This window comes from Stenotrophomonas sp. GD03958 (assembly GCF_029839005.1).
Lineage (GTDB): Bacteria > Pseudomonadota > Gammaproteobacteria > Xanthomonadales > Xanthomonadaceae > Stenotrophomonas > Stenotrophomonas hibiscicola.
Genome location: NZ_JAOBZT010000023.1, coordinates 1 through 23,432, shown reverse-complemented (window position 1 = coordinate 23,432; position 23,432 = coordinate 1). Strand labels below are relative to the sequence as shown.

Here is a 23,432-nt window from a genome sequence, read left to right as displayed (position 1 = left end):
TTCGATACATGACAAGGAGTCGTCGATGCTGGACCTAAGGAATGTCCGTGCCGCCATGCTCACCACGCTGCTGCTTTCATCTTCGGCCGCAGTTGCAGAGGAGACAGTGGAGCTGCCGTCGCCGGAAGCGCGTGAGCAGATGCTGCAGTTGTTGGAAACCCAGTCCTTGTACCGTCGCCGCGTAGATTGGAACGACGTGCGCGCGCGCCTGAACGCGGCAGGGGATGACCGCGCGCAACAGCGCCGTGTTCTGGATGAAGCCGCCGCACGCAGCAGCGGAGGCCATGGCCGCTGGTTTTCACCAAGCGAGCAGCGTCAGCGCTCCGAACGTGCCCAGCGCTTGAATGCCAGTCAGGCGACCGACTTCGCTGCCCCCAGTCATGCCAATCCCCGCATCGGCGTGCTGCGGGTGAGCCCCTTCGTGGAAGACCTGCAACGCAACGAATCAGAACGTTATGAAGCACGCAAGGTCTACGCGCTGGCGTTGCAGGAGCATATCGCTGGCCTGGATGACGGCACGCGGTGCGGCTGGGTGGTGGATGTAAGCAGCAATGGTGGTGGCAACATGTGGCCTATGTTGTTTGGTTTGTTGCCATTGCTGCATGGAACGCCGGATACGCAGGGGGCGCTGATCGGCGCCTTCCGTAGTGCCGATGGATTGCTGTGGTGGCGGCAGGCGGAAGGAGAAGTCGTGCAAGGCAATGCCTCGATGCTGCGTTCACGACAGGGCGCGTATCGGTTGCGAGCGGGCACGGCACCGGTGGCGGTGGTGATGGGGGCAGGCACTGCAAGCTCCGGCGAAGCAGTGGCACTTGCGTTTCGAGGGCAACCGGGGAGTCGCAGTTTCGGTCAGCCCAGCGCAGGCTTTTCTACTGGCAATCGACCGACGACGCTGGTGGATGGTACCACCCTGTTGTTGACTCACAACGTGATGACCGATCGTAACGGGCAGGGCGACGGTGGCAGAATGCAGCCGGATCAGGCTACGGCCAGCGGGCCGGCCACCCTTGCCGCCGCCCAAGCCTGGCTGCTGGCCCAACCAGCCTGCCAGGGCCGCTGATCCATGATCCTGATCGGCCAACAGGAACGGGTGCTGATCGTCGGCCCGACCGAAGCCCATCACTGTCTGCGCTGCCAGACGGAAACCGAGTTCGCGCCGCAGCTGCCCTACAAGATGGCGCGCATCGACCTGCTGTTCGGCCTCACCTACCATCGCCGTTATGAGCTGGCCTGCACCCGGTGCGGGCACGGCTGGGTGCTGGACACCGACACCATGGACCAGCAGCTGGGCGGGGTGCCGATCCCGTGGCGGCACCGCTTCGGCCTGCCACTGATGCTGGTGGTGGTGGCCGGTCTGGCTGCGTTGGGCTGGCTGTGGCGGCATGGATTCCTCGGTTGAGGAGCGGGCCTGTTAAAGTCTGCCCTGCAACCACGTACCGGAACCGACCATGGACCACGACACCCCGTTCGAACCCCTCAACGACCTCGAGGTGCGCCTGCTGCAGGCCCAGGACGGCACGCTGACCGCATCGCAGTTCCTCGATGGCCTGCTGACCTCGACGGCGTTCGTGCTGCTGGACAAGGCCATCGGCGAAGACGGTGCCTGGGACGAGAGCATCTCGCCGCTGGTGCTGACCAGCGAGAGCGGCGAGCCGATGTTCGCAGTGTTCACTGCGCATGAGCGCGCTGGCCTGTGGCATGAGCAGCTGCCGCAGTTCGCGCATGCCATGCCGATCGCGGTGCACGCGCTGCTGGCCGGTATCGGCGACGGCGTCGGCCTGGTGCTGAACCCCGGCCTGGACGTGGGTATGGAGATGATTCCCGATGCCGTGGCCCAGCTGAAGCAGCGGGCGGCGGCGATCACCCGTGGGATGGCGCATTGAAGCCAGCGATATAGGGTTGCCGGCCAGCGGCCGGCACTACCAATAGCGGTGCACGCGGCTGTCGCGGATCAGCGGGCCGCCGCGAAGGCTTTTACCCGCGCCTTGGTGGGAGAGACAGTGTGTCTTCTCCTATTGAGGGTCAGTCTTTTCTGACTCTCACACAGCTGACAAATGTGATAGCGTCGCTTCGGGCGGCGTAAGGATTGTGCAGTCGCCTTCGGGAAAAGGACGGTGCAAGGCCGGCCTTTGGGAAATGGAATCCAAATCTGAAGGAATGCCTAGTGATCGATGCATTGCGTCGTGTTGCGTTGCGTTCGACTGTGCTGCCAGTTTTCTTGATCGGTCTTATTATCTCGGGACCAGTCGCGGCTCAGTCGGTTGCGGACGGTATCCATCCCTATTTGGAATACCGGAAGCGAATCCAGAACGCTGAATCGCTGTCCACTTTGGATACGGGGCTGTTCGGCGAGGGCGTAAGTCTATACGACGGAAGCACGCAGTTCCGCGTGGTCGAAATCGACCTGCCAGGCAACAGTAATCTGCCCGTGCAGTTTGCACGCCGATTGAATATGCAGTTGCAGCCGCAAGGTAGCATCCGCGACCACGATGCTCGCCTGTTGGGCCTGGGAAATTGGGATGTTGAAGTGCCTCATGTGGCGGTAACCTACGCGAATTCCACCGGTCTTCCTGCAAGGGTATGCACTGTGGGGAGTGTGCCGGGCAGCGGCATCTTCAATGTCAGGGAGTTCTGGAGCGGGCTCAACGTACACCTGCCAGGTCGAGGCGACACTGCCATGCTTGGCATTATCGCAGGCACCCCCTTGCCTACTGCAGGAACGAGCACCCGACTTTCGACCCGCGGGGTATCTCCAACACATGCAACAGTTGTTGGGCTTGAGCCGGAAGCAGCCAGCCGCTTGTTTTCGCCTTCGGTATCCAATCCCGTTCCCGTCGTCGAAAGGCTTCAGAGGCCGTAAATGTCTACGCTAAAAGTATTTGTCGATTTCAATAACAGGGATGCTGAAGGCCTTCTCAGGCTTATCCTTAGAGGCACGTTGGATGACTTGTGGAAAGAGTGCGTGACCCTCGAAAAGGGAATGCCAATAATTGGATCGGACGGAGACCTTGTCGCCTCGATCATCGTTGTTGAACCAGGGGGAGAGGGCATATGGCGAGGCAGGATCGTTGATGGCCCTTGGGAAGATGATTCCCATAAGTGATTCAGGGCAATTGACGCAGCTGGAGTCACTCCTTTGTGAATAACTTCATCCGGTTCCAGAATGCGCATCAACACTGCGAACGCCGTGGGTGCAATCTCCCGTTCCATGCATGAGGCACGACGAAACGACTTGGCTTTCACTCAGGGCTTTTCTTCCAGGGCCTAGGATCTTTCATCTTCGCAGTAGAGTCGTGCAGGTAGCTGACTGCCAGCATGATTGCCTCCTGGTAGTGTCAGACCGCTGTACCCGGCCATCCAACGGGTTGGTGGTGCAGGACGGCTTTGAACGGTGAACTGCCATGAGGGCCGCCTGGGAGGCGACAGTGATGCTATCGGTCATTTTCAGAACGTTGCTGTCTTGACTCTGGTTGCGTGGGGGGGGCTGCTGCCAGGGCGCAGACGATCACCTATATCCACACCGATGCGCTTGGATCGGTGGTGGCCAATCGGATGTCAATGGCGCAGTGATCAAGCGCCATATCTATGAACCCTACGGGACAGTATTTGGTGGTCAGGTTGATGATGGTCTTGGGTATACCGGGCACGTGAGCGATTCGGCCAATGGGCTGAGCTACATGCAGCAGCGGTATGTGGATCCGTAGTTGGGTCTATTCCTGTTGGTGAACCCCGGTGACAGCACATCAACAGCCAGCTAGCCAATTCAATCGATACCGAAATGCGGACGGAAATCCCTACAAGTTCACGGATCCTGATGGAAGGGCCGCGCTGCCACTGCTCGCAAGGAACCCCGATGAGTGGAGTGGAAGATGAATGACAGTGTGACGAAGGTAAGATTTGCCTTGGATGACGGCGGGGTGGAGATTATGCATGTCCGACTTTTGCCGGATGGTTCGCTTGTGCTGGACAATATTCCATTTTATGCATACGGGGTTAGTTGTGGAGATACTATCGCGACGGAGCGTGACGAAGATGGCTTAATGTTCGTGGGAGTTCTCGCTCGGGGGGGGCATTCCACATATCGAGTCAGGTTGCCAGCATTCGCAGGAGATGAGCGCTTCCTGATGCGTTGGTCAGAACTGGAAGTTCTTGGCTGTACCTACGAAGGCTCTAACGTTGGTGAAAGACTACTCTATGCCGTGGATGTGCCGCCTCACGCTGCAGTGGCCGAAGTGTATAGGCTCTTGGAGCAAGGTGAGAGCGAGGGTGATTGGGAGTTTGAGGAGGGATTCTACTGTTCTCCTGATTTCATTTCTTCGGAACTTCACTAATCGTGGTCTTACCATGTTTTTCCTTTGCATTGGGGTTGCGGCGGCGAAAGTTCAGTGGGAAGGAAGTCGATGAGCGTAGTGTCATCAACTCGCAGAATTCCTATTCGGATCCTTAAGCGCATCAAGGCTCTCATGTCTCCGGTGAAATGTTCTGTTCCGGTCCTCAGGCGCGGCGAAACGTCCCCATTGTTTAGCCCATTGACGGTAGCCCAAGGGCTCCCATCAGGCATTCGACTACTCTCAGGCATGGCCGCCCATTCACCGTGCGGTTTAAGGCGTACGCGGGGCTGGTATGCGTCACGATGCGAACGGGCAGAAGCAATCCTCCAAGAAGTCCATCGACAAAGCGGGCGCTTCTCCGGCGCAGCGAGGCCTGCAACTCGTATTCGCCCAATCGAATTCTGTTCGGATTGCCACCTCCGATCGCGTTCGAAGGCGTGGATACGAATTAGATGGTTGTAGTCATGGATGGGGCAGGGAAGTGATTCCCGGCACTGTGACCCAATTGAAGCAACGGGCTGCGGCGATCAACCGTGGGAAGGCGCACTGATCGAGGAAGCTAAGGCGGCAGGCGAGTACGTACTGTTCAATGGAGAGGAGCATCGTGGGCAGGCGTTCTAACCGATCGCTGTGGGTCTATGAGATCGGCCTTGTTGCGGGTTTGGCACTGGCAGCTGCGTTCATCACCCGGTTCAATCCGGTGGAGACACTCCGGCTGGGTGGATGGCTGTTCCTCTTGATGCAACCCATCTTGTTGGGTGCTCATGCTGTCGACCACTTCTCGCGTAAGCGTCGTCGATAGACGGGCGATCGGTGCCGGCCAGCAGCCGGCATCACCAGGTGCTTCAGCGGGCGGCGGCGATGGCTTTCACCCGCGCCTTGGCCAGCGCCTCGCCAATGGCCGGCCCCTTCAGGTGCGTGGTATCCAGATCACGTGCCTGCACTGACAGCGCCGCCTGGTGCAGGCGCTTGAGCGTTTCGCCCTGCGGGTAGTCGGCGTCCTCGAAGCCGAGCCGCCCGCGCTTGTCGGCCTCGCAGCACAGTGCGATGCGGGCCACGCGCTCCGGCCGACGCAACGCATCACAGCGGCCCAGCAGTTCCAGCACGGTGGCATCGCGCAGTTCGTCGATGCGGTGCACGTTCAAGTGCTCGCGACACACCGCTTCGGCCAGCTGCTGGTGCTCGGTGGGAATCTTCAACCGCGCGCACAATGCCTTCAGCGGCTTGATGCCGCGCTGCTCGTGCATGATGTGGCGCGGCCATTCCTCCGGCGGGGTCAGGCCCTTGCCGAGGTCGTGGGTGAGGGCCGCGAAGCCGACCAGGTCATCGCCCGGCGCCAGCCTGGCAGCCATGTCGCTGACCATTTCCTGGTGGATGCCGGTATCGACTTCCGGGTGGAATTCGGCACGCTGCGGTACGCCGTACAGTGCTTCCAGTTCGGGCAGGATTGGGCCCAGTGCCTGCGCATCGTGCAGCGTGCGCAGGAAGGCGGAGGGCCGTTCACTGACCAGCGCCTTGCGCAGTTCCTGCCAGACGCGTTCCGGCACCAGCGCGTCCAGTTCACCGCTGGCGGCGACCTCGCGCATCAGTGCCATGGTCTCTTCGGCGACGCTGAAGCCCAGTGGTGCAAAACGGGCCATGAAGCGCGCCGCGCGCAGCACGCGCAGCGGATCCTCGACGAAGGCCGGCCCGACATGGCGCAGCACGCGTTGCTCGATATCGCGCACACCGCCGTAGGGATCGACCAGCGTGCCGGTGTCTTCGTCGCAGGCAATCGCATTGATGGTGAAGTCGCGGCGCTGCAGGTCCTCTTCCAGCGTCACTGCTGGGTCGGCATCGACCACGAAGCCGCGGTAGCCACGGCCGGATTTGCGCTCGGTGCGCGCCAGCGCGTATTCCTCGCCGGTCTTCGGGTGCAGGAACACCGGGAAATCGCGGCCGACAGCGGTGTAGCCCTGCGCTTCCATCTCCGCGGGCGTGGCACCGACCACCACCCAGTCATGGTCGCCGGCAGGTCGCTGCAGCAGGCGGTCACGCACGGCGCCGCCGACAAGATAGATCTTCATGGCGGGAATCATCGCATGCCCGGCACTACCGATACAGCGGCCAGCCTGATCCAGGCCAGCAGGCTCATCGTTTCACTCCCCAGGGCGTGGACACCCGGGAATGCCGGCCAGCGGCCGGCAGTACCGTGTTGCGATCAATCGCCGCCCTGCTCGGCGTCGGCCGCGCAGCTGAAGCGCTTGCGCTTGTCCACCAGGCGACCCATCAGGCGGTCGCTCAGCGGCAGCGCATCACCGTTGAGGCGCCAGTCGTAGATCACGCTGAAGGCCAGCACGCGGGCGACGTACTCGCGGGTTTCCTTGTAGCTGATGGTCTCGATCCACAGATCCGGATCGAAGCCCGGGCGCTGGCTCTGCCAGCGTGCCGTCGGCGTCGGCCCCGCGTTGTACGCGGCGATGGTCACGTACGGCAGGCCGTCGTACTTGTTCATCAGCTGGCGCAGGTAGGCGGTGCCGATCGCGATGTTGGTGTCCGGGTCGTACAGGCTGTCGGCGCCGCCGTAGCCGGTCAGGCCGATCGACTTGGCCACGCTGGCACCGGTGGCCGGCAGCACCTGCATCAGGCCCATGGCGTTGGCAGGCGAGCGCGCGCGCGGGGTGAACGTGCTCTCGGCACGGATCTCCGCCGCCACCCAGGCCGGGTCGATGGCGTTGCGTGCCGACTCGCGGCGGATGGTGGCGTCGTGGTGCAGCGGGAAGCGCAGGTCGTACAGGCGCTGTTCCTGCGGCTGCTTGCCGAGCGCGAACACGGCACGGTCGAACCAGCCGTTGTCCTGCGCCACGCGCACGGCGAGGCGGCGCTGGGTGTCATCGAAGCGCGACAGCGCGCTGTTCCATTCGGCCACGGCCCAACCGGCGCGGTCGATCTGGTACAGCGCCATCGCCCGCTGGATGGCCGGGTCGCGCGCGATCACGGCCTGTGCCTGCGCGCTGTCGTTGGGCTTCCACGGGCACAGGGTATAACCCTGCTGCAGCTTGTCGGCGGCAAGGAAACCGTGGAAGGTCGGTGCGCGTGCGGCTTCGCGGAACAGCGGCTGCGCCTGCTGGGCCTGGCCGGTCTTCTCCAGCATGCGGCCTTCGAAGTAGCGCCAACGCGGGTCGCTGCGCTGCTTGCTGGCCATCTTGCGGATCGCTGTCAGCGCCGCTGGCCAATCGCCGCGCGACATCGCTTCGCGCACGCGCCATTCGTGCAGGCGTTCGTCATACGCCGATTCCGGCACCGCGTTGAGGCGGCGCGCCGAATCGGGCAGGTAGGAAGCCACCGTCCACAGTGCGATCTGGTATAGCACCTGGCCCTGCTGCGCGGCACTCAGGCCCAGCGCCTGGGCGTACTGCGGCAGCTGCTGTTCGGTGGCGGCCGGGTCGGCCTTGGCCAGCTTGGCCAGGCCATCGGTGGCGATGCGCCGGCTGCGTTCGTTGCGCGGCCAGTTCAACGCGCTGGCATTGGGCTTGTCGACAAAGGCAGCGTAATTGTTCGCCAGCGCCAGGTCGGTGGCAGGCAGGCCACGCGCAGCGCTGCGCATCACGGCCGGCTGCTGGGCGTCGGCGGCGGCATCGATGCGTTCCCAGCGCAGGGCGTCGCTCAGGCCACCTTGCGCCTGCAGCACGGCGAAAACGGCATCACAGCCGTCCGGCAGCGACTTGCCGTTCTTGCGCCACAGGTCCTGCGCCTCGCTGATCCACTGCGGATCGACCTTGCCCGTCACCTGACGCGCGGTCAGCTGCGCACAGCGCAGGCCGACGTTGTCGGTGGGCACCCAGTTGGCGAGCAGGGTGGGCCAGTCCTGGCGGCGGGCGAGCGAGGGCAGCCACACGCTGCGGAACGTGCTGGCCACGGCCTGGCCCTCATAGCGCTTGAGGAAGGCCTGTGCCTGCGCGGTATCGACGGTGTCGATGTTGCGGCGCAGGTTGGCGTACTCCAGCCAGCCGTACGCCGGGTGGCGGCTGAGCGCAGCGGCCTGGCCAGGATCGAACTGGCCGCGTTCGGCGGCCGCGATCGCGGCTTTCAACTGCGCGTTCTGGGCGTCGAGGGACTGGGCATTGGCGCAGCCGATCAGCAGCGTGGTGGCCAAGGGCAGCAGGGACAGGGCGGTCGGAGATCGTCGGGTCATGGCATGCAGCATAGCGGGCGGTGGCTGAATTCAGTTTCGCATTGCGTGCACGCCGGGCGTCGGCAACGACAGCTGAATGAATCCCTAGAAGCCCCTGCCGCAGCGAGTGACAGTCGTCGTAACGTCGGCCTTGGGCGAACGGCCCGGCTGCAGGGAGCGGCACATGGCGTTCAGTAGCGCAGGAAGAAGCGGCCCGCTGGCGGACATCAATGTCACGCCACTGGTGGATGTAATGCTGGTGCTGTTGATCATCTTCATCGTGACCGCGCCGATCGTGGCCCGGCCAATCGCCGTGCAGTTGCCACAGGCCACCGATCGCGTGGTTGACCGACCCGAACCGCCCCCGCCGATCGAGCTGCGCCTGGACGCTGGCAACCAGCTCAGCTGGAATGGCAAGCCGATGGCGATCAGTGAGCTGCAGGCGCGCCTGCAGGCACAGGTGGGCGAACATGCCGGCAACCTGCCGGAGCTGCGCATCGCCACCGATCCGGCGGCCGAGTACGAAGGCATGGCGCGGATATTGGCTGCGGCCGAAGCCACTGGCATGGAGCGCATTGCTTTCGTGCGATAGCGTATCTAAACCGCCGCTCATGGGGAGATTGCGACATGAGCGGCGGATGAGGGTGTCAGTATTGCTGGCAGTAGACTGTGCGACCATCCCAACTGCACGAGATGCGGCTGCTGCTTCCGCGCTGGACGGGGACTCCATACATCTGTGCGGATCTGACCCAGTTGTCCAAGTCGCCATGCTGGCCGAAATAGTATTGTCCGGCGTACGAAGGGGCGGAGATCGGGTCGGCGATGGATTCGTCAGGAACCTTGTTGCCTGTGCTGTCGCGACTTTCGCCCTTCTGATACTTCGCTTCGGCAACGTTGTCCGGTGTTACTCGATAAAGCGTCTTCGATCCGTCACGCCATGTGATCATTATTGTTATGGATCCGCCACCTTTGAGGCCTGCCCAGTTCAGGGCCGCTTGTTGAATCGAGAGCGCAATACTGTTCCAGGTTGGGCTTCCCGTATTGGCTCCTGCCAGTTCTGTGGCTAGATACTGGCCAAGTCGGGTTCGCAGTGTGGCTGAGGCGACGATGTCAAAGGTATTGGAGGACTTGTAAGACTCGGGGAACCTCACTCCATTGGAGTTTCCGGGGTTGTCTGGATGCAGCACGACCACTGATCCGCCTCCTGCCATCGCGTGGGCCCCTTCAGGTGGACCTCGAAAGGCTGACGTCGCATCCAGAATCCGTAGGAAGGCCATTTGAATCTGTGCGGGAACCGGTGTCGAAAGTGCGCGCCACTTTCTGATCTCGCGATCATATTCAACTTCGAAGGCGCTCAGTCGGGCTTTTTCGAAGTCCATTACAACCGCCAACCCGGAGCCTGACATCAGGGCTGCATCTTTGGGAGAGGCACAGTTGTTGCATTCAATCAGGCCCCCCGCTCTCGATTCGCTTGTAGGGAACAGAAGCAATGCCGTGACAACCGCGACATGGATCATGACGGTGATTGTTTTCACAATTGAGCCTCATGAGAATGACTGGGGCTCTCAGTCTCACCTTGGTTGGCCCCGGAAATTCGTTTGACGGGCAGTTTTCAAACTATTCCTAAGTGTTGTCTGAATTTGCTTCGTAGATTCAAGCTAGTCGATGCATGTGGCTCTGTCATCGAGATGGCAGCAGCCAAAAGAGCAGCCATTGAGTGCCTCAGGTTCGCACGGTGATCCCGGCGATCTGCAGTCCGTCATTGCAAGGGCTCCTGCCTATGGATTACTCGCCATCTTGGTATGAGTTCCAGCTCAAATGCGATCTGTTCGACGCCGTCAACCGACGGCAACGGCGATGATCATGCTGCCGATGGCACCGGCGCATTGTCGTTGGACGGATCGGCAAGGGCACTTGCCCAATTGCGGGAAAGCCGGGAAGCCGCTGTCGCAGCCAGCATCAAGGCTGCCTGCGGTGAACAGTATCGTCCGGTCATAACCTGCAGCTATCTGACGCAATCGGCCTGCAATTACGTCAATTCCGCGTGAAAGAGTGTCGATCATCACGCCGCGATTTTTACCACTTGTTTACAAAGGAGACGGCGCCGCCATGCAGGGAGGGAGTGCGGCAGCCCATGTCCCGACATTCCTTTGGAGAGAGAGCGAATGAATTACCTGCACCACCGCCCGTTGGCGGTTGCCGTCGCGCTGTGCGTGATGGCCTTGGCACCGCTGGGTGCCGCTGCACAATCCACCACCAACCTCGATGCGGTGGAAGTGACCGGCACCCGCATCAAGCGCGCTGAAGTCGAAGGCCAGGTGCCGATCCAGACGCTGACGCGCGGCGATATCGAACGCACCGGCCTGACCTCGATCGGCGAAGTGCTGCAGCAGCTCACCGGTTCCGGTTCGGCGCTCAACGCCAAGTTCAACTCGTCCGGCAACTTCGGTTTCCCGCCCGATGGCAGTGGCGTGGGTGCCGGCTCGGCGCAGGTCGACCTGCGCCACCTGGGGGCCAAGCGCGTGCTGGTGCTGGTCGATGGCATCCGCTGGGTCAATGAGTCGTCCGCCTCCGGCGTCGGCTCGGCCACCGATCTCAATACCATTCCGTTGGCCATCGTCGAGCGCATCGAGGTGCTGGAAGATGGTGCGTCGTCACTGTACGGCTCCGATGCCATTGCAGGCGTGGTCAACATCATCACCCGCCGCGATTTCGATGGTGGCCAGGTGACGCTGAACTACGGCGAGTACAGCAAGGGCGACGGCACCCAGAAGGGCGTGGATCTGGCTTGGGGCAAGAGCGGCGACCGCTTCAGCCTGTTCCTGGGCGCCAGCTGGACCAAGCAGGATCCGGTGTTTGCCAAGGACCGCGAACAGTCGCGCTTCCCGATTCCCGGCACCGGTCTGGCCTTCGGCAGCGGCGGCATTCCGCAGGGCCGTTTCATGTTCACCGACCCGAACACCGGCGCGGTGCAGAACATCGTGCCCAATACCGGCGTGAGCAACCCGCGTTACGACGGCAGTGCAGGCTGCACGCGCACCGATGACTATCACTGCTTCACCACCGCCGACCGCTTCAACTTCGCCGAATACAACATGGTGCTGACACCGTCGGAGCGCAAAGGCCTGTTCGGCCAGTTCCGCTTCGACATCACCGACAACGTGCAGTGGTACGTCAAGGCACTGGGCAACCGTCGCGAGTCGACCAACCAGGCCGGCCCCGAGCCGCTGTTCTTCGGCCCCGATGGCGCCACCGGCAATCCGCTGGCCGACAACATCACCGTGTCTGCACTCAACCCGTACAACCCGTTCGGGTTTGACCTGGTAGCGGGCGACAACCTGAGCCTGATCGGCCGCCGTCCGGTGGAAGGCGGTGCGCGCGTGTTCAAGCAGGAAGTGGACACCACCTATTTCGCCACCGGCCTGGTCGGTGACTTCCATGCCGCCGACCGCAGCTGGTACTGGGACGTCAACGGCATGTACAGCAAGAACAAGGCCGAACAGACCAACTACGGCAGCTATGACATCTACAAGGTGAACATGGCGCTGGGCGATCCGGCGGTGTGCGCGGCCACGCCGGGCTGCGTGCCGCTGAACATCTTTGGTGGCGTCGGTTCGATCACCCCGGACATGCTGAAGTGGATCCAGCCGGTGGTGCGCGACCGCAGCCAGAACGAGCTGAGCCTGTTCACCGCCAACCTGTCCAGCGAGCTGTTCTCGCTGCCGGCAGGTCCGGTGTCCTTCGCCACCGGTTTCGAGTACCGCAAGTACAAGGGCTCCTACCAGCCCGATCCGCTGACGGTGATTGGTCACTACAACGGCGTGCCGTCGCAGCCGACCTCCGGTTCCTACGATGTCAACGAGGCTTACCTGGAGTTGAGCGTGCCGATCTTCGCCGATTCCTCGTTCGGCAAGAAGCTGGACCTGAGCCTGGCCGGCCGTTATTCGGACTACTCCACCTTCGGTGGCGAGTTCACGCCCAAGTACGGCCTGCGCTGGCAGGTGACCGATGATTTCGTGCTGCGCACCACCTACGCCGAGGGCTTCCGCGCGCCGTCGATCGGTGAACTGTACGGCTCGGCGGCGCGTGCCGACCTGCAGCTGTTCGACCCGTGCTCGGTGGGTCTGGGCGGCACGCCGCCGCGTGGCAGCGCCGCCAACTGTGCCGCGCTGGGCGTGCCGGCCGGCTTCCAGCAGGCCAACTCGCAGATCTCGGTGACCACCGGCGGCAACCGCGAGCTGGAGCCGGAACGCTCGCGCAGCTTCAGCGCCGGTTTCGTGTGGAGCCCGTGGTTCGGCAACAATGCGTCGTGGTCGGAGCGCTTCGATGTGGAGGTGACCTTCTACCGCCATGCCATCGATGGTGCGATCCAGGCGATCAACGCGCAGACCCAGCTGGACCTGTGCGTGGATACGCTGGACCCGGTCTACTGCGATGGCATCACCCGTGCCAGCACCGGTGCGGTCAGCAGCTTCAACAACCGCCTGACCAACCTGGGTTCGATCAAGACCGACGGCTGGGACGTGGATCTGTTCTGGACGCTGCCGCAGACGTCCATCGGCCAGTTCAAGCTGGGCTGGAAGAACACCTTTGTCGGCCGCTACGAGGCCACCGGCGCGGCCGGGCAGAAGCAGCCGCAGAAGCCGGGCGTGGAAGTGGCCGACAGCTCGATTCCGGAGTGGACCAGCAATGCCAGCATCGGCTGGACGCTGGACCGCTGGAGCGCCAACTGGACCGTGCGGCATATTTCCGAATTGACCGAAAACTGCGGTGACGCCTCCGTGTTCCCGGTCTGCAGCAACCAGGCTGCGGGCACCAATACGCTGTCGGCCACCACCTTCCATGACATGCAGGTGGGCTACAAGATCGACTGGATGAAGGGGCTGCAGCTGACCGCCGGCCTGAACAACGTGTTCGACAAGGATCCGCCGATCTGCCTGTCGTGCTCGTTGAACGGCTACGACGCTTCGACCTACGACATCCCGCGTGGCCGCTACTGGTACCTGCGCGCGGACCTCCGCTTCTGATGTGAGGGTGGCAGCGCCGGACAGTTCCGGCGCTGCCTTGCGGATGTAGCGCCGAGCCCGCGCTCGGCTGATTCTCTGAGCCGAGCATGGGCTCGGCTCTACAGGTGCGGCGCGGTCGTACCCCGCGTCTGATCAGAACGCCCAGGTGAACGTCAGCGAGCCGTTGCGGCCATCGCCGTAGGCACCGTAGCCGTTGATCTGCGACAGGTACTTCTTGTCCAGCAGGTTGTTGAGGTTGGCCTGCACGCTGAACTCCGACGAGATGCGGTAGCGCACGAAGGCGCTGACCAGTGCGTAGCCGCTCTGCTCGATGCGGCCGTAGGCCGGCACCGGGTAGTAGATGCGGTTCTGCCAGTTGGCACCGCCACCGACGGTCAGTGCCTGCAGCGACTGCGGGGTGTAGCTGGTGAACAGCTTCAGTGCGGTCTGCGGCAGGTTGGTGTTGATGTCGGCGTCGTTGATGTCCTTGGCCACGTAGCGCGCCGCACCGAAGGTCGCATTCCAGCCCGGGGCCAGTTCACCGTTCAGCTCGAACTCGAAGCCACGGCTGACCGTGCCACGCGCGGCGCGGTAGGCGGTTTCGCCGCCGGTACCGCCGATGACCGGCTCACCGGTGGCCTGGCCGACGTTGTCCTGTTCGATGCGGAACACGGCCAGCGAGGCGTTCAGGCGGCTGTCGAACCACGCGCCCTTGACGCCAACTTCGTAGCTCTTGCCATCGACCGGATCGAGGTAGCCGCCATTGCGGTCCTTCAGCGTCTGCGGCTGGAAAATTTCGGTGTAGCTGGCGTAGGTCGAGTACGTCCCGTTGATGTCGAAGACCAGGCCGGCGTACGGCGTGGTCACCTTGTGCGCGCGGTCGGCGCCTTCGCCTTCGCTCTTCCAGTCAGTGTAGCGTGCGCCAATGATCAGCTTCATCGGATCGGCCAGCGACAGGCGCGCGGCCGCGTAACCGGCCTTCTGCGTGATGGTGCCCTCGCTGGCCAGGGCCAGCGGGTTCCAGTTCGGCTCACCGATCTTGCCCGTCCAGTTCAGATAGCTGGCGAACGGATCCCAGGTCTGGCCCGGGCCACCGACCTGGTAGTCGCCGTAGTTGGCGTACTCGCGCCTGTTGTAGCTGAGGCCGGCCATCAGCTGATGCTCGCGGCCGAACAGCTGGAACGGGCCGTCAATGTAGCCATCAACGCCGGTGACCTTGCGCTCAGTGTTGTAGAAGCCTGCGGATGGCGAGATGCCCGCGCCGGTGGTCCTGTCGAAGTTCGACGCGCCCGTGGTCCAGTCGTTGTAGGCCGGGTAGAACAGTTTGTCGTCGGCCTTGGTCTCATCGTGCGTGGCGCCAACCTTGAACTTCCAGCCATTGCTGAAGGCGTGCTGCAGGGTGGCGAAGGCGCGCTTGCTGGTGGTGTCCCAGTAGGTCCAGTCCGGGCTGGCGTTGAACGATTCGTCGTAGCCAGTGCGCGAGCCATCGGAATACAGCATCGGGAAACCGCCCCAGGTCGCGCCGTTGGCGCGCTTCTGCTGGTAGTCGTAGCCCACGCTCAGCTGCGTGTCCGGGGTCAGGTCGGCGTCGATGACGGCGTAGCCCAGCGTCTTGCGCTGGTTGTAGCGGTCCATCTGGCCGTCGGTGTCCAGGTAGCTGCCGATCACCCGGCCGCGCACCGTGCCACTGGCGTTGAGCGCGCTGCCCACGTCCACGGTGGTGCGGGTGCGGCCCCAGCTGCCGACGTTCACCGAGACGCTGCCGGTCAGTTCGGCGCTGTCGGCATGCTTGCGGATCAGGTTCACCGACGCCGACGGATTGCCGGCGCCGCTGAGCAGGCCGGTGGCACCGCGCACCACTTCCACGCGGTCATACAGCGCCAGGTCCAGGCCGGAATCGCCGTAGCTCCAGTTCTGCACCATCTGCGTCGGCAGGCCATCGAACTGGTAGGCATCGATGTAGAAGCCGCGCGCATAGAACTCGGTGCGCTCGCTGTCGGACTGGGTACTGGTCACGCCGGTGGTGTTGGCCAGCACGTCGATGATGTCGTCCAGGTTCTGATCTTCGATGCGCTGGTGGCTGATGATGCTGAGCGACTGCGGGATCTCGCGCGGTGCCAGGTCGAAGCGGGTACCGGCCGAGGTGCGGCGCACCGAATAGCCTTCGGCGCGTTCGCCCTTGACCACCACCTTGTCCAATGTGGTCGGGTCGGCGGCGGTGTCGGCGAAGGCGGCCGGGGCCGGGGCCAGGGCGCAGAGTGCAACGAGCACGGCAACGGACAGCCGTTGTGGCTGCGGCGTACGGAAGACGGAACGGGTCATGGGGGGGCCTGGACGAGCACGCGCGCTCGGCCGGCATCCAGAAGGCGAGGCGCTACGGGTGGGAAACGGGCGGGCAGGCCGTCCTGGCACCACCGGAAACGAAAGAAATGGTAATACGAACTATTCCTATTTACAAATCATGAACGAGGTGGGCACTCACGCGGGCCGCGACGCAGCGCATTGGGTTCAGCGCAGCAGCGGCAGCGGATCGCGCGCGCCATCGGCGCCGTAGATGCCCCAGTGCAGGTGGGGCGGCGTGCCCTTGGCATTGCCGCTGTCGCCTACATGCCCGAGCAGGTCGCCGGCCTGGACCACCTGGCCGCGCGCCAGGCCCTCGGCCCAGTCGTCCAGATGGGCGTAGTAGTAACGTTCACGCCCGGGCCCGATCACCCACACCTGGCGGCCACCGAGGCCGCGCTCGCTGACATCCGCGATGACGCCGGCAGTGACGCTGCGCACCGCGGTGCCGCGCTTGGCGAAGATGTCGATGCCGGCGTGGGAGCGGTCACGGCCACGTGGTGCGCCGAAGGTGTCGGCGATCTGGCGTGGCCGCACGCCGTCCACCGGCACCGTCAGTTGCGTGGCCGGCGGCATACGAGAGAGTGTCCACAGCATCTTCGGTGCGGCGGCCCAGGGACTGTTCCACAACGCCATCATCGCAACGACGGCAATGGCCAGCCACAGGCCGCGCAGCAACCAGCGGCGCAGGCGGTGGGCGTGGGAGGGCGATGTGCTCATGGTTTCGGAGTGTAGAGTCGAGCCATGCTCGACTGCTTCAGTTTTGCGGTCAAAAGGCAGTCGAGCATGGCTCAGCGCTACAGAACCGGGGCCAGCGGCACTTCGAAACTGCGCTTCAACGTCCCCAGCGCGACCGACGTACGGAAGCGCTCGATGTTGTCATCGCCGCCGAACAACCGGTCGGTAATGGCCTCGTACTCTTCCATCGACGCCGCCGAAAGCAGCAGCAGGAAATCGCCATCGCCGGTGATCGAGTAGCACTGCTGCACCGCCGGGTCGTCCTGCACGCGGCGCTTGAACGGCGCCACGTGATCACGCTGCTCGCTGACTACGCGCACTTCGACGATGATGGTCAGTGGCCGACCGATCTTGGCTGCGGCGACCACCGCCACGTTGGCCGCGATCACGCCGCTGTCCTGCAGGCGCTTGATGCGGCGCTGCACGGCCGGCGTGGACAGGTGCACGGCCTCGGCGATTTCGCGCTGCGGCAGGGTGTTGTCCCGCTGCAGCAGGTTGAGGATGGCGCGGTCGAAGCTGTCGAGCACGGGGGCGGTGGCCATGGCGAGCAGAAGTTGCACGAACAGGCTGTCAATTGAGCCAAGTGCTCGGCACCGGCGCAATAGACTTTGCCCATGCAGACCTCACGACTCGCGCCGATGTTGCCGGCGCTGGCGGTGCTCGGCTCGGTCACCTCGCTGGCCGTCGGCACCTCCTACGCAAAACACCTGTTCCCGCTGATCGGCGCCCAGGGCACCAGCGCGCTGCGCGTAGGCTTCTCGGCACTGTTGCTGCTGATGTTCTGGCGGCCATGGCGCTGGAAGACCAGCCGCGTGGATGCGATCACCATCCTGCGCTACGGGCTCACCCTGGGCCTGATGAACCTGCTGTTCTACATGGCCCTGCGCACGATTCCCTTCGGCATCGCGGTGGCCATCGAGTTCACCGGGCCGCTGACGGTGGCGATGCTGTCGTCACGTCGGCCCATCGATTTCCTCTGGGTGGGCTGCGCGGCCGTGGGGCTGCTGTTGCTGCTGCCGATCGGCGGCGGCCCGGCGCTGGATCCGGCCGGCGTGCTGTATGCGATGGGTGCCGCGGCCTGCTGGGGCCTGTACATCGTGTTCGGCAAGCGTGCCGGCCACCTGCACGCCGGGCATTCGGTGTCGCTGGGGCTGCTGGCGGCCTCGCTGGTGGTGGTACCGGTGGGCGTGGTGCATGCCGGCACCGCGCTGCTCGATCCGAAGATCCTGGCGGCCGGCCTGCTGGTGGCGCTGGTCTCCAGTGCAATCCCGATGTCGCTGGAAATGATGGCGCTCAAGCGCCTGCCGAAGGAAACGTTCGGCATTCTGATCAGCATGGAACCGGCGGTGGCCGCGCTGTGGGCGATGCTGCTGCTGCACGAGCACCTGCATGGATTGCAGTGGCTGGCAATCGGTTGCACGGTGCTGGCCTCGGTGGGCAGCACGATGACGCGCGGCGGTTGAAGGTGCCGGTGGTCCAGGCCGGGTAGCGGCAGAGAGCGTGCGGACCAACGGTCCGCACCCACCAGAGCGGCGCGCCAACCAAGGTTGGCACCTGCCAGGAGCGGTCAGCGCAGGGCGTCGGCCGGGACGTCGATCTGCATCGCCAGGGCGAGGTGATCGGAGAACGCGGCCGGTACGGCTTCCACGGTGCGGGTCTGCAGGCCGCTGCTGACCAGGATGTGGTCGATGGCGCGGTCGGGGCGCCAGCTGGGGAAAGTCGGCACGATGCAGCCCGGGGGCTGCAGCCGGGTCTTCTGGTACAGCACCTGCATTTCCGGGCGCTCGGCCAGGCAGTTGAAGTCACCCATCAACACCGCGTTGGGGTGGTCGGACAACAGCTCGGCGATGAAGCCCAGCTGCGACATCCGCGAGCCCGCGCCCAGCGACAGATGCGCCACCGCCACTGCCAGGCCCTCGGCGCCGTCGCCGAACTTGGCCAGCAGCACGCCGCGCCCGCCGATGCGGCCGGGCAGGGCGTGGTCCTGCACTTCCACCGGTTCCAGCTTGCTCAGCAGGCCATTGGCGCTGGAGGCGACCCCGCCCATGCGCCGGTTCGGCTGGTGACTCCAGTAGTTGAAGCCGGCGCGTTGGGCCAGGTAGTGGGTCTGATTGGTGAAGCCCGAACGCAGGCTGCCCGGGTCGGCCTCCTGCAGGCCGACGATGTCATGGTCGCGCGCCAGCGTGGCGATCGCGTCCAGGCTGCTGCGCTTGCGACCCGCCGGCAGCGCATGTGACCAGCTGCGGGTCACATAGTCGCTGTAGCGGCGGGTACTTGAGCCGGCCTGGATGTTGGCCGTCAGCAAACGCAGGGTCCGTGTGCGGGGGGAATTCACGGCCGGGAACAACGTCCTTTGGATCAGTGAGCCTGGGCCGCACCGCGTTCGCGGGCGATCAGGTGGTCGGCAATGCGCAGCATGTCCGGGAAGCTCTTGCCCTTCACCAGGTACTTGCCGTTGACGATGATCGACGGGGTGCCGCTGATCTGGCTGCGCTGGGCGAACTGCTTGGCCGAGTTGGTCTTGGCATTCACCGCGAAGCTGCCCATGGTGGCCGCGAACTGCTTCGGATCGACGCCGTAGGCGGCGTAGAACTTGGCGATGTCTTCCACCGAGTCACGGCCGCGCTCGCCCTTCAGGGTCTTCTGCGAGTGGATGGCGGCGTACAGCGCCTCGTGGGTCTTCTCCTGCACGCCCAGGGTCTGCGCGGCGTAGAAGGCGCGGGCGTAGTCATCCCAGGTGCCGCCGAACATGGCCGGCACGTAGACGAAGTTCACGTCGCTGGGCAGGCCGGCCTTCCACGGGCCGACCAGCGGCTGGAACGCGGCGCAGGCCGGGCAGACGTAGCCGAAGATCTCGGTCACTTCGATCTTGCCGGCAGCCGGCTGGAACGGCTGGCCGTTCGGGATCACCTGGTAATCGGCGCCTTCCACCGGGGCCGGACCGGTCAGCGCGGCGGTGGTCGGGGCCGGTGCGGCGGCCGGCGCGGCTTCAGCCGCGGCCTTCTCGCCTTCGGCGGCGGCCGGAGCGGCGCCTTCGCTGCCCGCGGCCGGAGCGGCCGGTTCGGAGGTCGCCGGAGCTGCAGCCGTTGCGGCCGGGGCCGCGGTGGTGTTGGTGCTGCCGTCATCAGCCTTGCAGGCGGCCAGGATCGGCAGCAGCGCTGCGAGGGCGAGGGCGAGGGCGTAACGGATCTTCATGGAAACGTCTCCAGCATCTGGAAAGGTGGGGGCCGGCGCCAGGCGCCAGCCAGGGGGAAATGATGACATGCGGCGGCGACAGCGCCGTGTCGATGGTGTGTGTTGGTTCAGCGGCCGCGGGCGGCGCGGGCCTGGGCGATCAGGGCCGAGGCGATGCGCAGCTGGTCGTCGAAGCTGTTGCCGCGCACCAGATACTGGCCATTGATGATCAGCGCCGGGGTACCCGGGATCCTGGTGCGCTGGGCGAACGCGCGGGCGGCATCGACCTTCTTCTGTACGGCATCGCCGCGCAGGGCCTGCAGATAACGGTCCGGGGTCACCCCGTAGGCCTTGTAGAAGGTGGCAAGCTCATCGGCCGAAACGTTCTGCATCGGCAGCGAGCCATCCTGGTGCAGGGCCTTGAAGACCGCCGCGTGGCTGCGCTTGGCCACGCCGACTTCGTCGGCGGCGTAGTAGGCCAGGGCCCATGCATCCCAGGCGCCACCGAAGGCGGCCGGGACCGGGGTGAAGCGCACGTCGGCCGGCAGCTTGGCCGCCCAGGCTTCCAGTTGCGGTTCGAAGTGGGCGCAATGCGGGCAGGTGTAGCCGAAGACCTCGACCACCTCGATCTTGCCGGCCAACGGCTGGAACGGGCCCGGCTGCGCGATGCGCTCGTAGTCTTTGCCCTCGACCAGCGGGGCATTGGCGGGGGTGGCGGCGCAGGCTGCCAGCGGCAGCAGTACCAGCACGGACAACAGCAGGCGGGAAATCAACCTCATCGACACGCATCTCCGTTGAAAAAAGCAACGCCGGCGCAGCCGCCGGCGTGAAGGAACATACCGCAGCCGTGGGCCGACGTGGCGGCCCAGGCCGACCAGTGGTGGTCAGGGGGCGGCAGCCGGTTGCGTCGGCGTGGCTGCAGCGGCCACGTCGTCGGCCTTGTTGTGCAGGCCCTGCAGGTAGCTCGACAGCGCCTGCACCTCCTGCTCGCTCAGCTTCTGCGCGACCGTGGCCATGATCTGGAAGTGTGCCTTGTCGGTCTCGTTGGTCTGGCCGGCCTGGTACTCCTGCAGGCGGCGCGCGACATAGCTGGCGTGCTGGCCACCGAGATGCGGATAGGCCGGGCCGGGATTGCCGGCACCGCTGGGGCCATGGCAGGCCATGCAGGCCGGCAGGCCGCGCTTGGCATCGCCGCCGCGGTACAGCTGCTGGCCGATCTCGTAGAACTTCATGCCCTTGTAGGGGCCCTCGGTGACCGCCGTGTCATCGGCGATGCCGGCGTTGGCTTTCTGCGTGGCGAAGTAGGCGCCGATATCACGCATGTCCTGCGGGGTGAGGTTCTGCACGAACGGCACCATCGCCACTGCTGCGCCGGAACTGCGCTGGCCATTGGCGATCAGCGCCATCTGCTGGGCCACGTAGCGTTCGCTCTGGCCGGCAATGGACGGATACATCTCCACCGTGGAATTGCCGTCGACGCCATGACAGGCCGCGCAGGCCGAGGCCTTGGCCTGACCGGCCTTGGCATCGCCCCAGTGGGTCTTGCTGAAATCCACCTCCAGCGAGGCGGTATTGATCGGCCCGTTGTCGGGCAGCGGGGTCAACGTGGTCTGCGCGAACGCAGCAGCGGCAACGACTACAGCTGTGGCAAGGGCGGATACGGCAAGAACGCGAGCGTGGCGCATGCTGAAGCTCCGTATGGACCGGGCCGGGCGGCGGCCGCCGGCATCGCCCGGATTATCAACGCCGTTTCAGCACACGGTCAACGCAGCAGTGCAGCAAAATGGCCGCAGCGGCCGCCGGCACGGGCGCGCGGCGCCGCAACATGCGATCCTAGGCACATGTCATTGCTCATCGAACGCGCCCGTTACCACCTTTCGGCCCACAACGTGCGGCAGCTGCCGCCCGACGAAGGCGCCGAAGTGGCCTTCGCCGGCCGCTCCAACGCCGGCAAGTCCAGTGCGCTCAACGCGCTGACCCGCCAGAACGCCCTGGCCCGTGTCTCCAAGACCCCTGGCCGCACCCAGCAGCTGGTGTTCTTCCAGGTCACCCCGGAAGCGCATCTGGTCGACCTGCCAGGTTACGGCTACGCCAAGGTGCCGCTGGACCTGCAGGCGCACTGGCAGGCCTTCATCGACAAGTACTTCCGCACCCGCGAAGCCCTGAAGGGGCTGGTGGTGGTGATGGACATCCGCCATCCGCTGAAGGACTACGACCGGCAGATGCTGTCCTACGCCGTGCAGCGCGGCCTGCCGGCGCACGCCCTGCTGACCAAGGCCGACAAGCTCAGCCGCAGCCAGCAGATGCAGTCCCTGCAGAAGGTGCGCAAGGAACTGCAATCGGCCTACGGCGACAGCGTCAGCGTGCAGGTGTTCTCCGGCGAAGACCGTACCGGCGTGGACGAAGCCCGCGGCGTGATCGGCGGCTGGCTGGGGCTGGAATAAGGCATTTCCGGTCGCCCGGCTGGTAGCCGGGCGCTACCCGATCGGTGGGTGCCGACCTTGGTCGGCACACCCTCACAACGGCGAATACTCCGCCGGCACCCACGCATAGGCCTTGCCCTCGCCACGCACATGGCCCAGGCCGGGGAACGGCAGGTGCGCACCGGCCACCCACCAATCATTGGTGGTGGCCTGCTGCAACAGCGCCCGCCGGCTGGCGATGGCCGCCTTGCGGTCCGAATCCGCCTCGAATGCCGCTTCCGGATGCGCGAACTGCACCGCGTGGAAGTGCAGCACATCACCCCATACCAGCAGCGACTGGCCCTGGCTGTCGAACCGGTAGGAGACATGGCCGGGGGTGTGGCCATGGGTGTTCATCGCCACCGCGCCGCCGGGCAGGGCATCGCCGGGGTTGAAGGTGCGCAGGTGCCCGCTGGCCTGGTACGGGGCTACCGCGTTGCGCGCCAGCGGGAAGGCGAAGCGCACACCCTTCGGCGCGGTGGCCTCGCTGGCCGGGTTGAGCCAGTAATCGGCATCGGCCCTGGACAGCCACACCGTGGCATTGGGGTAGGCCGGCTTGCCCTGCGCGTCGAGTACGCCGCACAGGTGGTCCGGATGGGCGTGGGTCAGCAGCACCTCGTCCACCTCGGCCGGATCCACGCCGGAGGCGCGCAGATTGCCCAGCACCTGGCCCAAGCCGGGGCCGAAGCACTGCGCGGTGCCAGTGTCGACCAGGGTCAGGTGGCTGCCCTGGCGGATCAGGAACGCGTTGATCGCGGTCTGCAGGCCCTTCTTGTCTTCCGGCACGTAGCGACCTTCCAGCAGGCGGCTGACCAGGGTGGGCGGCACGTCCACCACTTCCTGCCGGCCGAGCGCGACCACGCCATCGAACAGGGCGGTGACCTGCAGCGCACCGACGCGCTGGTGGTAGACGCCGGGCACTTGCTGGGTGGGGGCGGGCGAGGTGGCTTCGGCCAGGGCGGCCAGTGGCAACGAGGACAGGGCCAGCAGCAGGGTGGCGTGCAGTGGCAGGCGACGCAGGGTCATGGCGGTTCTCGGTGGATGACGGGCGGTTCCGTTGCTGTATAGCGTGCCGTGGCCGGCGTGTGCACGGCGCTCAAACCACTGCGCGGAATGCTCAGGGAAGGGGTGTTGTCTGCAGGGCTGCGCCCTGCACCCGCTACGAGCCAGGGCAACGGCCGAAGCAACAGCAACAGCGACAGCGGGCTATCCGTGGGATGGCGGGGTG

At 64.8% G+C, this 23,432-nt stretch carries 20 protein-coding genes and 1 pseudogene; 9 read left to right on the top strand and 12 right to left on the bottom strand.

Annotated elements, in window-relative coordinates; genetic code table 11:
* Positions 1-55 precede the first annotated feature (55 nt).
* The 5 genes from N5C25_RS09235 (at position 56) to N5C25_RS09215 (ending at position 4,331) form a co-directional block, all read left to right on the top strand.
* Complete coding sequence (locus N5C25_RS09235) at positions 56-1,060, top strand: S41 family peptidase (protein ID WP_279936839.1); 1,005 nt, start codon at positions 56-58, stop codon at positions 1,058-1,060.
* 3 nt (positions 1,061-1,063) lie between these two features.
* Positions 1,064-1,399, top strand: coding sequence for a hypothetical protein (locus N5C25_RS09230; protein ID WP_279936838.1), 336 nt, complete (start codon positions 1,064-1,066; stop codon positions 1,397-1,399).
* 49 nt (positions 1,400-1,448) lie between these two features.
* Positions 1,449-1,883, top strand: coding sequence for an SseB family protein (locus tag N5C25_RS09225; RefSeq protein ID WP_279936836.1), 435 nt, complete (start codon positions 1,449-1,451; stop codon positions 1,881-1,883).
* A gap of 281 nt (positions 1,884-2,164) precedes the next feature.
* The gene (locus N5C25_RS09220; RefSeq protein WP_144435356.1) at positions 2,165-2,860 is read left to right on the top strand and encodes a hypothetical protein; all 696 of its coding nucleotides are present in this window, start codon (positions 2,165-2,167) and stop codon (positions 2,858-2,860) included.
* 1,009 nt (positions 2,861-3,869) lie between these two features.
* Entirely contained in the window at positions 3,870-4,331 is a 462-nt protein-coding gene (locus N5C25_RS09215; RefSeq protein ID WP_080398817.1) for a DUF4265 domain-containing protein, read from the top strand.
* An 845-nt stretch (positions 4,332-5,176) separates the two neighbouring features.
* On the opposite strand, the gene N5C25_RS09210 is transcribed toward N5C25_RS09215, so the two are convergent.
* Positions 5,177-6,397: a multifunctional CCA addition/repair protein gene (locus N5C25_RS09210; protein ID WP_251103091.1), complete on the bottom strand. Its 1,221-nt coding sequence runs from the start codon at positions 6,395-6,397 to the stop codon at positions 5,177-5,179.
* A 134-nt stretch (positions 6,398-6,531) separates the two neighbouring features.
* The gene (locus N5C25_RS09205; protein ID WP_262213976.1) at positions 6,532-8,517 is read right to left on the bottom strand and encodes a transglycosylase SLT domain-containing protein; all 1,986 of its coding nucleotides are present in this window, start codon (positions 8,515-8,517) and stop codon (positions 6,532-6,534) included.
* A gap of 151 nt (positions 8,518-8,668) precedes the next feature.
* Here N5C25_RS09205 and N5C25_RS09200 point away from each other — a divergent pair, with 151 nt between their 5' ends.
* Positions 8,669-9,076 carry a biopolymer transporter ExbD gene (locus tag N5C25_RS09200; protein ID WP_262213974.1) on the top strand — a complete coding sequence of 136 codons (408 nt, stop codon included), beginning with the start codon at positions 8,669-8,671 and terminating at the stop codon, positions 9,074-9,076.
* 55 nt (positions 9,077-9,131) lie between these two features.
* Here the strand turns inward: N5C25_RS09200 and N5C25_RS09195 are convergent, their stop codons facing one another.
* Both N5C25_RS09195 and N5C25_RS09190 read right to left on the bottom strand, forming a co-directional pair.
* A complete protein-coding gene (locus N5C25_RS09195; protein ID WP_144435357.1) occupies positions 9,132-10,019 on the bottom strand; it encodes a hypothetical protein in 888 nt (295 codons plus the stop codon).
* A 303-nt stretch (positions 10,020-10,322) separates the two neighbouring features.
* Positions 10,323-10,550, bottom strand: a complete 228-nt coding sequence (locus N5C25_RS09190) for a hypothetical protein (protein WP_262213973.1) — start codon at positions 10,548-10,550, stop codon at positions 10,323-10,325.
* Between the two features lie 99 nt (positions 10,551-10,649).
* Between N5C25_RS09190 and N5C25_RS09185 the strand changes: the two genes are divergently transcribed.
* Entirely contained in the window at positions 10,650-13,511 is a 2,862-nt protein-coding gene (locus N5C25_RS09185) for a TonB-dependent receptor (RefSeq protein WP_279936833.1), read from the top strand.
* Positions 13,512-13,643: 132 nt separating this feature from the next.
* On the opposite strand, the gene fhuE is transcribed toward N5C25_RS09185, so the two are convergent.
* The 3 genes from fhuE to N5C25_RS09170 all read right to left on the bottom strand — a co-directional run bounded on the left by fhuE (position 13,644) and on the right by N5C25_RS09170 (position 17,110).
* Complete coding sequence (gene fhuE / locus N5C25_RS09180; protein WP_279936832.1) at positions 13,644-15,812, bottom strand: ferric-rhodotorulic acid/ferric-coprogen receptor FhuE; 2,169 nt, start codon at positions 15,810-15,812, stop codon at positions 13,644-13,646.
* Between the two features lie 186 nt (positions 15,813-15,998).
* Complete coding sequence (locus N5C25_RS09175; protein ID WP_279936831.1) at positions 15,999-16,550, bottom strand: M23 family metallopeptidase; 552 nt, start codon at positions 16,548-16,550, stop codon at positions 15,999-16,001.
* Between the two features lie 77 nt (positions 16,551-16,627).
* Positions 16,628-17,110 (bottom strand): Lrp/AsnC family transcriptional regulator, encoded by a 483-nt coding sequence (locus N5C25_RS09170; protein WP_262213966.1) that lies wholly within the window; start codon positions 17,108-17,110, stop codon positions 16,628-16,630.
* Between the two features lie 72 nt (positions 17,111-17,182).
* On the opposite strand from N5C25_RS09170, the pseudogene N5C25_RS09165 reads away from it, so the two are divergent.
* Positions 17,183-18,057 (top strand): annotated as a pseudogene (locus tag N5C25_RS09165) (EamA family transporter).
* 78 nt (positions 18,058-18,135) lie between these two features.
* Here the strand turns inward: N5C25_RS09165 and N5C25_RS09160 are convergent.
* From N5C25_RS09160 to N5C25_RS09145, 4 genes are all read right to left on the bottom strand, one after another.
* On the bottom strand, positions 18,136-18,873 hold the full coding sequence (locus N5C25_RS09160; protein ID WP_251103098.1) for an endonuclease/exonuclease/phosphatase family protein: 738 nt from the start codon (positions 18,871-18,873) through the stop codon (positions 18,136-18,138).
* A 53-nt stretch (positions 18,874-18,926) separates the two neighbouring features.
* Positions 18,927-19,763, bottom strand: coding sequence for a thiol:disulfide interchange protein DsbA/DsbL (locus tag N5C25_RS09155; protein WP_279936830.1), 837 nt, complete (start codon positions 19,761-19,763; stop codon positions 18,927-18,929).
* 107 nt (positions 19,764-19,870) lie between these two features.
* Positions 19,871-20,521: a thiol:disulfide interchange protein DsbA/DsbL gene (locus N5C25_RS09150; protein ID WP_019660639.1), complete on the bottom strand. Its 651-nt coding sequence runs from the start codon at positions 20,519-20,521 to the stop codon at positions 19,871-19,873.
* 105 nt (positions 20,522-20,626) lie between these two features.
* On the bottom strand, positions 20,627-21,427 hold the full coding sequence (locus tag N5C25_RS09145) for a c-type cytochrome (RefSeq protein WP_019660638.1): 801 nt from the start codon (positions 21,425-21,427) through the stop codon (positions 20,627-20,629).
* A gap of 156 nt (positions 21,428-21,583) precedes the next feature.
* Between N5C25_RS09145 and yihA the strand changes: the two genes are divergently transcribed.
* Positions 21,584-22,186, top strand: a complete 603-nt coding sequence (yihA, locus tag N5C25_RS09140; protein WP_005411022.1) for a ribosome biogenesis GTP-binding protein YihA/YsxC — start codon at positions 21,584-21,586, stop codon at positions 22,184-22,186.
* A 72-nt stretch (positions 22,187-22,258) separates the two neighbouring features.
* Here the strand turns inward: yihA and N5C25_RS09135 are convergent, their stop codons facing one another.
* Entirely contained in the window at positions 22,259-23,230 is a 972-nt protein-coding gene (locus N5C25_RS09135; protein WP_279936829.1) for an MBL fold metallo-hydrolase, read from the bottom strand.
* Positions 23,231-23,432: the final 202 nt, after the last annotated feature.

Bases quoted from the DNA above. Each gene is read 5' to 3' on its own strand.
- N5C25_RS09235 (WP_279936839.1), top strand. From the start codon at position 56: ATGCTCACCACGCTGCTGCTTTCATCTTCGGCCGCAGTTGCAGAGGAG.
- N5C25_RS09230 (WP_279936838.1), top strand. From the start codon at position 1,064: ATGATCCTGATCGGCCAACAGGAACGGGTGCTGATCGTCGGCCCGACC.
- N5C25_RS09225 (WP_279936836.1), top strand. From the start codon at position 1,449: ATGGACCACGACACCCCGTTCGAACCCCTCAACGACCTCGAGGTGCGC.
- N5C25_RS09215 (WP_080398817.1), top strand. From the start codon at position 3,870: ATGAATGACAGTGTGACGAAGGTAAGATTTGCCTTGGATGACGGCGGG.
- N5C25_RS09210 (WP_251103091.1), bottom strand. From the start codon at position 6,397: ATGAAGATCTATCTTGTCGGCGGCGCCGTGCGTGACCGCCTGCTGCAG.
- N5C25_RS09205 (WP_262213976.1), bottom strand. From the start codon at position 8,517: ATGCTGCATGCCATGACCCGACGATCTCCGACCGCCCTGTCCCTGCTG.
- N5C25_RS09200 (WP_262213974.1), top strand. From the start codon at position 8,669: ATGGCGTTCAGTAGCGCAGGAAGAAGCGGCCCGCTGGCGGACATCAAT.
- N5C25_RS09185 (WP_279936833.1), top strand. From the start codon at position 10,650: ATGAATTACCTGCACCACCGCCCGTTGGCGGTTGCCGTCGCGCTGTGC.
- fhuE (WP_279936832.1), bottom strand. From the start codon at position 15,812: ATGACCCGTTCCGTCTTCCGTACGCCGCAGCCACAACGGCTGTCCGTT.
- N5C25_RS09175 (WP_279936831.1), bottom strand. From the start codon at position 16,550: ATGAGCACATCGCCCTCCCACGCCCACCGCCTGCGCCGCTGGTTGCTG.
- N5C25_RS09170 (WP_262213966.1), bottom strand. From the start codon at position 17,110: ATGGCCACCGCCCCCGTGCTCGACAGCTTCGACCGCGCCATCCTCAAC.
- N5C25_RS09155 (WP_279936830.1), bottom strand. From the start codon at position 19,763: ATGAAGATCCGTTACGCCCTCGCCCTCGCCCTCGCAGCGCTGCTGCCG.
- N5C25_RS09150 (WP_019660639.1), bottom strand. From the start codon at position 20,521: ATGAGGTTGATTTCCCGCCTGCTGTTGTCCGTGCTGGTACTGCTGCCG.
- N5C25_RS09145 (WP_019660638.1), bottom strand. From the start codon at position 21,427: ATGCGCCACGCTCGCGTTCTTGCCGTATCCGCCCTTGCCACAGCTGTA.
- yihA (WP_005411022.1), top strand. From the start codon at position 21,584: ATGTCATTGCTCATCGAACGCGCCCGTTACCACCTTTCGGCCCACAAC.
- N5C25_RS09135 (WP_279936829.1), bottom strand. From the start codon at position 23,230: ATGACCCTGCGTCGCCTGCCACTGCACGCCACCCTGCTGCTGGCCCTG.